The sequence below is a fragment of the Nitrospirillum karajorum genome (assembly GCF_036348415.1).
GTDB classification, from domain to species: domain Bacteria; phylum Pseudomonadota; class Alphaproteobacteria; order Azospirillales; family Azospirillaceae; genus Nitrospirillum; species Nitrospirillum amazonense_B.
On the sequence record NZ_JAZBQB010000003.1, the window covers coordinates 1627885 to 1640334 of the forward strand.

The window sequence follows — 12450 nt, forward strand, 5'->3', positions numbered from 1 at the left end:
CCGCAGGCCTTCTTTATCCCTAGGCCGCGACTGCGGCCGCCGGAGATTTGCGGGGAGCGGCAGCGGACTGGAAATCGAGGACAGCCAAAGGCGCGGATGCGCCTGCCGGCGCTTGAGGCGTACGAAACAGATCAGTGCGCCTCGCCCCAGCTCCGCCCCGTCCCGGCCTCGGCCACCAGGGGCACGCTCAAGGATGCCGCCCCTTCCATCACCTGGCGCACCACGGGGATGGTGGCGTCGACCTCCGCCACCGGCACCTCGAACAACAGTTCGTCGTGCACCTGCAGCAGCATGCGGCCGGTCAGCCCGGCGTTGGTCATCGCGGCCGGGATGCGGGCCATGGCGCGGCGGATGATGTCGGCGGCCGTGCCCTGGATGGGGGCGTTGATGGCTTGGCGCTCGGCGAAGGCGCGGCGGGCGGCGTTGCTTTCCTTGATGCCCTGGATCCAGCACTGGCGGCCGAACAGGGTGGTGACATAGCCCTTTTCCTTGGCCTCGGCCTTGGTCTTCTCGAAATAGCCGGCCAGCTCGGGGAAGCGCTCGAAGTACTGCTTGATGAAGGCCCCGGCCTCGCCGGCGCCGATGCCCAGTTGCCGCCCCAGGCCGAAGCCGGAGATGCCGTAGATGATGCCGAAGTTGATGGCCTTGGCCTTGCGGCGGATCTCACTGGTCATCTGGTCCAGGGGCACGCCGAACACTTGGCTCGCCGTCATGGCGTGAATGTCGATGCCGTCGGTGAAGGCCTGCTTCAGGGCCGGCACGCCGGCGATCTCCGCCACCAGGCGCAGCTCGATCTGGCTGTAGTCCACGGACAGCAGGACATGGCCCTCCGGCGCCACGAAGGCGCGGCGGATCTTGCGCCCCTCCTCCGTGCGGATGGGGATGTTCTGCAGGTTGGGGTCGGTGGAGCTGAGGCGCCCGGTGGCGGTGGCCGCCAGGGCGAAGCTGGTGTGGACCCGGCCCGTGTCGGGGTTGATCTCCTGCTGCAGGGCGTCGGTGTAGGTGGACTTCAGCTTGGCCAGCTGGCGGTGGTCCAGCACCTTCTGCGCCACCTCCACCCCCTGCTCGGCCAGGGGTTCCAGCACGCTGCTGTCGGTGGAATAGGCGCCGGTCTTGCCCTTCTTGCCGCCGGGCAGGCCCATCTCATCGAACAGCACCTCGCCCAACTGCTTGGGGCTGGCGACGTTGAAGGGGTGGCCCACCAGGGTGTGAATTTCCTGTTCCAGCGCCGCCAGGCGGCCGGCGAAGTCGCGCGACAGCTCGGCCAGCATGGTCCGGTCCACCAGGATGCCGGCCTCCTCCATGGTCGCCACCACGGGCGTCAGCGGGCGGTCCAGCGTCTCGTACACCGTCATCAGGTGGCGGCGCAGCACGTCGGCCTTCAGCACCTGGTGCAGCCGCAGGGTGATGTCGGCATCCTCCGCCGCATAGGCGCAGGCGCGGTCCAGCGGCACCCGGTCGAAGGTGATGCGGTTCTTGCCGGTGCCCGTCACCTCATCGAAGGTGATGCAGGTGTGGCCCAGGTGGCGCTGCGCCAGTTCATCCATGCCGTGGCCGTGCGCGCCGGCGCCCAGGGCGTAGGACAGCAGCATGGTGTCGTCCACGGGGGCGATGGCGGCCGGGCCGGGGGCGAAGCCATGGCGGGCCAGCACCCGGATGTCGAACTTCAGATTGTGGCCCACCTTCAGCACCGACGGGTCGGCCAGCAGCGGCGCCAGCAGGGCGCGGGCTTCCTCCAACGGGATCTGCGGCGGCGGGGGCGGGGCCTCGCCGAAATCGAAGCCGCCGGCCTGTGGGTTGGGGGCGTCCGGGTTGACATGGGCCAGGGGCACGTAACAGGCGCGGCCCGGCGTGTGGGAAAGGGAGAAGCCCACCAGCTTGGCCCGGTCGGGATACAGGCCGTCCGTCTCGGTGTCGATGGCCACCGTGCCGGCCAGCGTCGCCTCATCGATCCAGCGCTTCAGCGTGACGGCGTCCTGCACCAGCTCGTACGCGATCTCGGTGGGCGCCGGGATCTTGGGCTCCCCGATGGGGGTGGCCTCGGTGTTGTAGAAGCGGCTGTTGTAGGCGGCGCGCACGGCGTCGGTGCGCTGCTCCGCCCCGCCGCCAGTGGCCGTCAGCGTCAGGGCCGGGGCGCCGGTGCCCCCCGCAGTGCCGCCACCATTGCCCCCACTGGCCTTCAGGATGTCGTTCTCGACCTTCTGGATGGCGGAGCGGAAGCCCTGTTCCCGCAGCCAGCCGATCAGGCGCTCGGGGTCGGGCTTGCGCGCCGTCAGGTTCTCCAGCGGCTCGGGCACCGGCACATGGGCCTCCAGCTTCACCAGCTGGCGGGAGATGCGGGCCATCTCCGCATGCACGGTCAGGGCCTCGCGCCGCTTGGGCTGCTTGATCTCGTGCGCCCGCTCCAGCAGGGCGTCCAGCCCGCCATACTCGGTGATCAGCTGGGCGGCGGTCTTGATGCCGATGCCGGGCACGCCCGGCACGTTGTCCACGCTGTCGCCGGCCAGGGACTGCACGTCCACCACCAGTTCCGGCGCCACGCCGAACTTCTCCAGCACCTCGTCCCGGCCGATGCTCTTGTTCTTCATCGGGTCCAGCAGGCCGACGCCGTCGGTGATCAGTTGCATCAGGTCCTTGTCGGAGGAGACGATGACGCAGTCGCGCCCTGCCTCGCGCGCCAGGCGGGCATATGTCGCGATCAGGTCGTCGGCCTCATACCCCTCCAGATGCAGGCAGGGCAGGTTGAAGGCGTCCACCGCCTGGCGGATCAGGTCGAACTGCGGGATCAGATCCTCCGGCGGCGGCGGCCGGTGGGCCTTGTAGTCCGGATAGATGGCGTTGCGGAAATTCTCCCGCTTGCTGTCGAAGATGACGGCGACGGAATGCACCTTCACGTCGGCCAGCAGCTTCATCAGCATGTTGGTGAAGCCCAGCACCGCGTTCACCGGCGTGCCATCCGGCCGGTTCAGCGGCGGCAGGGCGTGATAGGCCCGGAAGATGAAGCCGGAGCCATCCACCAGGTACAGCGTGTCCTGCGCCTGCCCCACCGGGGCCGGAACGCCCGTCACAGGCGTGGGCGCGTCCGGCGTAACGGGGATGGAGTCGGTCGCGGCGGCGGCGGGCGCGTCAGCAGCGGGCGCGGCGGGGGTATCGGCCATGGCGGGCATCTTCATGTAACGGGCGATCAGGTGATTGTGCATTGGAGTACGCACACCCCAGAATCGCAACATGGCCGATCAAAGCGGAGCTGTCGAGAGCCAGCTTTCGAGAAAGTCCACCGGCTGGTATGAACTTGCAGTTGTTGTTCTTAGTAATCCGTCTTTTTAATTATTTTCGACTATGGTTCTTACTATATAGGGACGTGCTATGGGGCGAAATTCCAGTGAACGATCAATTCCGTTTCCCTGGGAAGGGCCACTCAGTGATGCGCCAAAGCCACTAAAAGAATGCTGGCTCTGACCAGTTTGTGCCATTCCCAACTGGTCGCGGAATTCGCGCGAGGCCGTTTCGGGGTAGCTAGCTAGCCTATGAAGTTCATTCTCGACCGACATGATTTTCCTCCTAAGCTTGACTCACAAATCTACTAAATAAATAAGCACGAATGTCAGTGCGGGCGAGGTATTCTGTGAGAGTGTCGTTGTAACGGCGTACTTTACGTTGTAGATTTGCGTTTTCTCCAAAGTCATCTATTTCCAATTTGCAAACTTCTCGTAGTGTTTGCATGCTAATCATGCGACCATGGGAATGCCAGTGAACATTATTCGATAGAAGTTCGGCAATTTCCCGGGCCCGTTCCTGTTTTTGCTGAAGTGTGACGGGAGATCCGGGCTCTGTTGTGCGATGAACAGACCAATCTTTAAATTTATACTGAACCAGCCATTTTTCCAATAGGGCAATAGACAAACTTCTAGCTTGTTCGTAAAAGCGAAGCATAGCGAAATCTTGATTCATCAACCACTGGAACTCAACGGGAGTAATGCTGTTGTTTCTTGATTTTTCAATTATTTCATTGACTTTGTCTAGATAACCCAGTGCTGGAATGAGAAATTTTCCCTCTTTATCGGGGACCTGGGGATCTATTGGTCCAAGGGATGAAGAGTAATCCATATATATTCTGTCGCCAGACATGCAGAATATTGTTCCTGCCGACATCGCGGCTACTGGCACGACAAAGTAAACTAGTTTATAATGCTTCCTCACTACCTCAACTAATTTTTCAGCCGCCTCTGCCTGTCCTCCGGGTGTAGTAAGAAATATAGCAATTTCGTCTTTCTTGTGTTCTGACGACGATATCTTCTCTATTATTTCACGAAACCACGGAAATATATTCATCCGTATTTCGCTGTTGAAATATATAATATTTGCAGATAGCAGATTTTCTAAGTCTGCTTCCGCTTCGCGAACAACTTGAAAAATTATGTCGTCGTAGACAGCCATGCTACTCCCCAGCATGAATTTACCAATTGGGATAACATGGTCGAATCACAGGTGCAAAACATACTCGGTACGTAACACATAATAATGTCAGGGAAAGCGGTGGCGGACCCGATACGATTCGAACGTACGACCTCTGCCTTCGGAGGGCAGCGCTCTATCCAGCTGAGCTACGGGTCCATGCCGGCCGGCACGCCGGGTTTCCGGCGGCGCGGCGCGCACCATACAGGCAAGTTTCGGGCAATGCAAACCCTTATGGCGCCGGGAGGCTTACGGTTCCCGGTCCAGGCGCCGGTCCAGGCGGACGTAGCGGCGCTCCATACGGGCGGGGTTGTGATAGACGGCCACGGGGGCGCCGGTGGCGGGGTCGGTGAGGCGTTCGCCGGTGTCGTGCCAGCCGGGGCCGGGCAGGCCGCGGATCGGCTTGTAGGCCGCCCGCTCAATGCAGGAGGCCAGGCACAGCACGCCGGTGCCGACCAGCAGGCCGATGGGGAAGACGCTGACCATGTCCGTCAGCCAAGCCGCCAGGATGGCCGCGAAGGCCAGCGCGCTGCCGATCAGCAGCCAGGTGCAGGCAGGTTGGCGGTGGTGCGTGGCGTTGCCGGAAGCGCCGCCGAAATGGACATGCAGGACAGACATGGTGCGCGTCTCCTTCCCCGTTGATTGGCTTCATCCGGGGGCCCTGGCGACGGGCGTCCTGCTGGGCGTCCGGGGCGCGCGGGCCCCTCAGCATGGCGTTTGGTGATGGTTTTTACTGTCGGTCCGGTCCCTTTTCTTCCGGTCCATAAGCAAAGCTTACGCCCGTCGCGGGACCCGCGCCATAAGCGCGTTGGGTCAGGGTGGCGCCGCCCCGGCCCGGAAGGGGCGGGGCGGCTTCGGGGCAGTCAGTGCGTGGCCCAAGTCAACGTGTCGTAGGCAGCGTGGCCAGCCAGGCGTCCACCTGGGGCAGGCGCTCCCGCGCCACCTTGGCGCGGGAGGCGATCGTCCCCGCCGCCTTGGCGATGCCCTGGCGACCGCTGACCGGCACATGGGCCTCGGCATAGGCGTTCAGCTCATCGATGCGGGCGGGGTCGGCGGACCGGCGCGCCACGCCGGCGAAGAACTCATAGCGCTGCATCTGGTCCAGCGACGCCTCCACCGCGTCGACATGGCTGGTGATGAAGCGCCAGGCCAGGTCCGGGTTGGCGTCGGCCACGGCCAGGATCAGCTGCGGCGCCAGGGTGGTGCCGGCCTCGGGCGTCAGGCTGAGGTCCAGCACCCTCTGCGCCAGCACCGGGTCGCGCACCGCGCCCAACGCGCCGTACAGCTGGCGGCGGGCCAGCGGGTCGGTGGTGGAGGACGCCAGGGCGTGCAGCCGGTCGAAGGTGGCGGCGTCGGCATGCTGGGCCACGGTGGTGATCACCGCCAGGCGGATGGCCGGGGGCAGGGCGGTGGGGTCCGTCCCGTCCGAGGCCAGGCGGTGCCGCGCCTCCGTCAGGGTGTTGGGGTCGTCGAAGCTGCCCAGGGCGCTGATCAGGGCCGTGCGCTCCAGCCCCACCTTGTCGCCCTGGCCCGGCTGCGGGTCCCAGCCGATGGCTGACAGCGCCGGGGCCAGCACGCCGCGGGCGAAGGCCCGGAACGCCGCCTGCGCCGGGCTGATGCCCCCCGCGCCCGTACCCCCCGTGCCCGAACCGCCGGCGTAGAAGTCATCCACGTCGCGCAGATAGTCGGCGGCCTGTTGCCACACGGCGGGATCGGCATTGACCGGCAGGGCGCGGATCAGCGCCAGGCTGTCGCTCATGGCCATTTGCCCCGCTTCGCCCAGGGCGGCGCTGTCGTACATCAGGCCCAGCTGGTCGATGGGCGCCAGCCGGTCGACATGGTCGACCAGGGCCTTGAACGCCGGTTCGGTGTAGGCGACGCGGAAATAGCCGGTCTGGCCGGCGTTGGCCAGCAGGGGTCCGCAGCCGGGCACGGCGGCCTTGCCCGTGAGGGCCGTCAGCAGGGTATGCGCCGGGGCGCCGTCCCCCACAGTGGCCAGGGGCACCGGGATGGCCCACAGCCGGTCGCTCAGGTGGTATTGGTCGGGGATGGTCACCGGCTCGGTGGCGAACCGGGACTGGCGCAGGCTCACCTGGGTGGTGCCGCCGGATGGGCCGGGGGCCGGCTCCGGCGCGCTCTTCCGCCCCTTGTGCGCCGGGTGCGCCTTGGGGGCCGGCCCGCCGGTGCCGCAGGTGGCGCTGACCGACACCAGGGGGATGCCCGGCTTGGTGATGAAGTCGGTGGCGATGCGCAGCACATCCTTGCCGCCCGCCTCCTCCACCGCCTTCCACAGGTCGCGGGTGGTGGCGTTGCCATAGGCGTTGCGCTTCATGTAGCGGCGCACGCCGTCCCGGAACACCGTTTCGCCCACCGTCGCCTCCACCATGCGGATGACGGCCTGGCCCTTGTCATAGGTGATGTCGTCGAAGGCCTCGTCCGCCTCCGCCACGGAGTTGATGGGCTGCACCACCGGGTGGGTGGAGGCGCGGGCGTCCAGGCGCTTGGCGCGTTCCATGGCCGGCATGGCCACCAGCCAGGGCGACCAGTCGGGGTGCAGCGCCTGCATGGCCTTGGCCTCCATCCAGGAGGCGAAGCCCTCGTTCAGCCACAGATCGTCCCACCAGGCCATGGTCACCAGGTCGCCGAACCATTGGTGCGCCATTTCGTGGGCCACCACCTGGAACACCCGCTGGCGCGCCGCCTCCGTGGCCAGCGCCGGGTCCAGCAGCATGTCCTTCTCGAACGACATGATGGCGCCCCAGTTCTCCATGGCGCCGAAGCCGCCGGCACCGGGTATGGCGATGAAGTCCAGCTTGGGCAGGGGGTAGGGCGTGCCGAAATAGTCATTGTAGCGGGCCAGGATGGCAGCGGCGGTTTCCAGGGCGAAGCGCGCCTTATCCACCGACCCGCGCCGCACCACCACGCCGATCTCCACATCGCCGGCCTTGGCCGTGGCCCGCTCCAGGTCGCCCACGCCCACGAACAGCAAATAGCTGGACATGCGCGGCGTCTGCTGGAAATGCACCAGGTGGCGGCCATCGGCCATGGCCTCGTCCGCCTTCACCGGCATGTTGGACACGGCCATCTGGCCCTGCGGCGCCATGATGGACAGGCTGAACGTGGCCTTGGCCGACGGCTCATCCCAGCAGGGCAGGAAGCGGCGGGCGTCGCCCGCCTCGAACTGGGTGGACAGCATATGGGCCGTCGCGGCGTTGGCTCCCGGCGCGCCGGCTGGCGCGTCCCCGCTGGCGTAATCCAGCTGGAACAGGCCGCGCGCCGTCTTCTCGATCACGCCGCGATAGGCGATGTCCACCGTGTGGTGGCCGGGCACCAGGGGCGTCGCCGCGGTCAGCGTGGCCGTCTGGCTGTCCTTGTCCTGGGTGACGCCGGTGGCGGGGACGCCGTCGATGGTCACGCGGTCCAGGGTCAGGCTTTCCGTGTTCAGCACCACGGTGGGGGTGACGGTGGCCACGTCGATGTCGATATGCACCTCGCCGGCGAAGGTCGAGGTCTCGATGGCCGGAATGACGGTCAGGTCATAATGCAGGGGTGAGATATTTCCCGGCAGGCGGCCATTCGCCGCTAAAGAAACCGTGGGGCTGAGGCATAAGGCCGCAGTCGTCGCCAGAACAGTTTTAAGAAAATGCTTGAAATAAACCGAGGTAAAACCAGTCGAGGCCAGGGGCATATAGCCGCTCCTACGCTTGTATTGCGTGCCGCCACCCGGGGCGTCGCCGCTTTGATGGTGAGTGTGCCCGCGTCCACCCTACAGTTCAATTCAGGACTTCCATGCCGGACGCTATATGCCGAGGCGAAGGGGGCGGGCACTGAAGCCAGAGCGGACGCGTCGCCCCTCGTCAGCGCGTCAATCCCGGACGGCAGGGAAAGCGCTGTCCCCGCCGATTTAGTAAAAACGCTTAATTAAAAAGGGTTGTGTCCATTTCTCGACGGGGTGCGGCAGATGAACGCAGGCCGCGTCAGGATTTCGCCATCCAATGGTGAGCCTTTACAGGCGTTGGTTGAGCTCTGCCAGCGCGATTTTAATCGTCCCTCAAGATGACAAGTCAACATCATCTTCGGCTTTTCGTGGGAATGGGGAGTTTTCATTTGGTGACCGAATCGATATTGGGCGGAATTTATCAAGTATAGATGTCAGAATTTGGAATGGCTAGCGGATGCTAAGCTGCAAAACGCATAAAAATTAACCATATGACGATGCGTTGGATAAGCCTGTTAAAGGGAATTTGGGATAAAGCATAGGGTTAAGTCGCCGCTGGTGATGGTCTAGTCTTCAAAATTCGCATGGTGTTAACTATGGACTAACCAAGGGCTGGCCTATATTTAACGGGACCTGCCAAACGACAGCTCCGCGGTACGCGGGCCGCTCGGGGCTGTTTTTGCCTGCATCACATTTTCGCTGTCGTTATCGCCCGTGTGCGCCCTTGGCGCCCCCGTGGGCGCGCCGCATTTTGGGAAGTATCGCCATGTTCCAAGCCCAGTCCTCGACGGCCCAGGCGGCCGCCGGCACCCTGTCCATTTCCGCATCCACGTCCACCCGCGCCCCGCGCCACCGGTTCGAGGTGTCGGTGGCCGCCCGCATCGCCCTCTTGATCGTCGGCGCCGTCACGCTGCTGACGGTGGTCAGCCTGGGCATCAGCCAGGTCTTGCTGGCGGGCTTCACCATGGAACTGGCCAAGGACCGGCAGAACGCCAACATGCAGGTGGCCTGGCATGTGCTGGAAGGCTACGGCAAGGGCTACAGCCTGAAGGACGGGCACCTTTACGCCGGTGACACGGCGCTGGAGGACAACAACGCCGCCGTCGACACGGTGAAGCGTCTGGTGGGCGGCACCGCCACCATCTTCGCCGCACGCAATGGCGAGATGGTGCGCGTCGCCACCAACGTCATGAAGCCCGAGGGTGGCCGCGCCGTGGGCACCGCCCTGGCCCATAACGCCGTGTTTGACACCGTCGTCGGCCGGGGCGAGGCCTATCGCGGCGAGGCCGACATCCTGGGCGTGCCCTTCTACACCGCCTATGACCCCATCAAGGACGCCAACGGCCATACCGTCGGCGTGCTCTACACCGGCATCCAGAAGCGCATCTTCGCCGAGGCTGTGGACCGCCTGAAGACCAGCATTCTGGTCGCCAGCGTCACCATCGCGGCGGTCCTGGGCCTGGTCGCCTGGTGGCTGGCCAGCCGTTGGGTCGGCCGCCCGGCCCTGCTGGTCGCCCGCGTGCTGGAACGCCTGGCCGCCAACGACACCACCGTGGACATGGGCGCCACCCAGCGCCGGGCCCAGAGCCAGGATGAGATCGGCCGCATGCTGCGTGCGGCGCATGCCCTGCGGGGCGTGGTGGCCGACGTGTTCCGCCTGAAGCAGATGGTGGACGACATGCCGCTGAACGTGCTGCTGGCCGACGCCGACCAGGGCTTCCGCATCACCTACGCCAACACCGCCAGCCTCACCACCCTGCGGACCTTGGGCGCCCCCCTGCCGCGGCCGCTGGCCGGTGACACCCCGGTGGGGGCGGGCATCGGCTTGTTCCATGAGGATCCCGCCGCGCTGCTGGACATTGTGCGCGACCCCGCCCGCCTGCCCTGGCAGGGCCGCCTGACCCTCAAGAACGCCGCTGGTGACAATGAGGAGCTGGAGCTGCGCGTGGCCGCCGTGCGCGATACCGATGGCCGCTATGTCGGCCCTATGATGACCTGGTCGGTCGTGACCCGTCAGGCCCGCCTGGCCGCCGCGTTCGAGACCGACGTCCATGGCGTCGCCACCGCTCTGACCGCCGCCGCCCACACCCTGGAAGGCGACGCCCGCGCCCTGACCGACAACACCGGCACGGCCAGTACGCAGGCCCAGGACGTGCAGGCCGCCGCCAGCCAGACGTCGTCCAACGTCCAGACGGTGGCCGCCGCCGCCCAGGAACTGGCGGCCTCGGTCGATGAGGTGGGGCGCCAGGTCGAACGGTCCAAGGCCATCGCCGCCCGCGCGGTGGCGGAGGTCACCACCACTGGCACCACCATCGGCGGCCTGGCCGAGGCGTCCGACCGCATCGGCGTGGTGGTGCAGATGATCAGCGACATCGCCGGGCAGACCAATCTGCTGGCCTTGAACGCCACCATCGAGGCGGCCCGCGCCGGTGAGGCGGGCAAGGGCTTCGCCGTCGTGGCCAGCGAGGTGAAGACCCTGGCCGGCCAAACCGCCCGCGCGACGGAGGAGATCACCCGCTATGTCCAGGACATCGGGCAGCGCACCGACCTCAGCGTCGCCGCCATGGAACGCATCGGCAGCACCATCCATGAGGTGAACGAGGTCGCCGCCGCCATCGCCGCAGCGGTGGAGGAGCAGGGCGCCGCCACGCGCGAGATCGCCCGCAACGTGGCGGAGGCCGCCGACGGCACCGACCATGTGTCACGCACTTTGTCCTCCCTGGCCAATGCCACGGGCGTCGCCGGCAGCACGGCGGGCGAGGTGCTGGACACGGCGGGCGGCCTGACCCAGGAGGCCGGACGCCTGAATCAGGCGGTGCAGCGCTTCATGAAGGCCCTGCGCGAGATGTGAGGGACGGGGCGGGTGACGGGCCCGGGCATCCGTCACCTGGCCCCCTTCACCTTGTCGCTGTCCTTGTCGGGGGGCTCAGGGTGGGGTACAGGGCCGGGGTGCTTACCAGCGAAGTGACCCCCATGAACACCACGCCTGATCTTGACGACGATGATGATGACGACGGCCTGCCGCCCCTGCCGGCGGGCGCCAAGAACTACATGACGCCGGAAGGCTTCAACCGCATGCGGGATGAACGCCACCAGTTGCTGCGGGTGGAACGGCCCAAGGTGGTGGAGGTGGTGTCCTGGGCCGCCGGCAACGGCGACCGGTCGGAGAATGGCGATTACCTCTATGGCAAGAAGCGGCTGCGCGAGATCGACCGGCGCATCCGTTTCCTGACCAAGCGCATCGAAAGCGCCGAGGTGGTGGACCCGCAGTTGCAGAAGAACCGCTCCCAGGTTTTCTTCGGCGCCACGGTCACCTATGCCGATGAGGACGACACCCGCATGACCGTCACCATCGTCGGCCGCGACGAGGTGGACATGGACCGCCACCGCATCAGCTGGGTATCGCCCGTGGCGCGCGCCCTGATGAAGGCGCGGGTGGGCGATGTCGTCACCGTGCGCACGCCCAAGGGCCCGGAAGAGGTGGAGATTCTGGAGATCCGCTACCCGGACTGAGGGGCCAGGGTGGCGCCAGGGGGACGATGGTCCTCAGCGGTGTTTCTTGGCCGCCGGGCCGTATTCCGCAGTCAGGGTGTCCTTCAGCGACCAAGGGTGGTCGGCGGCCCCGGCATCATCCTTCAGGATGAGCAGGTCATCGATCTGCCAGCGTCCGCCGGTCATCACGAAATGATAGGCCAGGACGCGCGGCGTGCCGTTGGTGAAGCGTGCCGTCACCGTGGCCGTGTCGCCCGCAACCTGCGTTTCCAGGCCAAAGCCTGAGAGGTCCCAGTCCTGACCGTCGATGATGAGGTCGAAGTCCAAGGCGCAGAGGCCCTGGGTGCGGGCCTGGCAGGCCCGATCCGCGTCCAGCAGCCGGGCCAGCGCCGGGGTGGCGTGCCGGTGGATGCTGGCCACCGAGTCGGTCGCGATGTCTTTTTCGGCGTGGGGGTCGGCCAGATAGGGCCGGTACAGGGCCTCGACGATGGCCTGGGGCGTGGGCGGCGGCGCTTTCGCGCTGGCCGATGGGGTCATCGGCAGCGACGCCGCCAGGTTCAGGGCCAGCAGGACCGCCGCCGCGCGTTTCATAATTCCGGCCGCATGGCGGCCAGCGACCGCCGGGCGATGTCTTTCAGGGCGGCGCGCAGCCGCTCGATCTCCTGCGCGGCCGCCTCGTAATCCTCGATCAGGCCGCCGACCAGGGTGCCCGGATCCTCGGCGTGGTCGGGATAACGGTCGCGGGCGCGTTCGGCACGGCGGCGCAACCGTTCAACGATGTCCTC

At 66.1% G+C, this 12450-nt stretch carries 8 protein-coding genes and 1 tRNA gene; 2 read left to right on the forward strand and 7 right to left on the reverse strand.

The features are described from left to right. Positions 1-131 precede the first annotated feature (131 nt). The 5 genes from polA to UCD39_RS21320 form a co-directional block, all read right to left on the reverse strand. Positions 132-3158: a DNA polymerase I gene (polA, locus tag UCD39_RS21300; protein ID WP_330497775.1), complete on the reverse strand. Its 3027-nt coding sequence runs from the start codon at positions 3156-3158 to the stop codon at positions 132-134. A 403-nt stretch (positions 3159-3561) separates the two neighbouring features. After that, positions 3562-4437: an SDH family Clp fold serine proteinase gene (locus tag UCD39_RS21305; protein WP_330497776.1), complete on the reverse strand. Its 876-nt coding sequence runs from the start codon at positions 4435-4437 to the stop codon at positions 3562-3564. A 100-nt stretch (positions 4438-4537) separates the two neighbouring features. Then, a tRNA-Arg gene (locus UCD39_RS21310) sits at positions 4538-4614 on the reverse strand. Between the two features lie 90 nt (positions 4615-4704). Continuing rightward, a complete protein-coding gene (locus tag UCD39_RS21315; RefSeq protein ID WP_330497777.1) occupies positions 4705-5073 on the reverse strand; it encodes a hypothetical protein in 369 nt (122 codons plus the stop codon). A gap of 262 nt (positions 5074-5335) precedes the next feature. Then, positions 5336-8143 carry a M1 family metallopeptidase gene (locus UCD39_RS21320; RefSeq protein ID WP_330497778.1) on the reverse strand — a complete coding sequence of 936 codons (2808 nt, stop codon included), beginning with the start codon at positions 8141-8143 and terminating at the stop codon, positions 5336-5338. Positions 8144-8939: 796 nt separating this feature from the next. Here UCD39_RS21320 and UCD39_RS21325 point away from each other — a divergent pair. Then, positions 8940-11024 carry a methyl-accepting chemotaxis protein gene (locus UCD39_RS21325; RefSeq protein ID WP_330497779.1) on the forward strand — a complete coding sequence of 695 codons (2085 nt, stop codon included), beginning with the start codon at positions 8940-8942 and terminating at the stop codon, positions 11022-11024. A 122-nt stretch (positions 11025-11146) separates the two neighbouring features. Continuing rightward, a complete protein-coding gene (gene greB / locus UCD39_RS21330; RefSeq protein ID WP_145734912.1) occupies positions 11147-11686 on the forward strand; it encodes a transcription elongation factor GreB in 540 nt (179 codons plus the stop codon). Between the two features lie 33 nt (positions 11687-11719). On the opposite strand, the gene UCD39_RS21335 is transcribed toward greB, so the two are convergent. Both UCD39_RS21335 and UCD39_RS21340 read right to left on the reverse strand, forming a co-directional pair. Further along, complete coding sequence (locus tag UCD39_RS21335; protein WP_330497780.1) at positions 11720-12256, reverse strand: hypothetical protein; 537 nt, start codon at positions 12254-12256, stop codon at positions 11720-11722. Next, entirely contained in the window at positions 12253-12432 is a 180-nt protein-coding gene (locus tag UCD39_RS21340; protein ID WP_330497781.1) for a hypothetical protein, read from the reverse strand. Before UCD39_RS21340 ends, UCD39_RS21335 begins: the two co-directional genes overlap by 4 nt. Positions 12433-12450 lie beyond the last annotated feature (18 nt).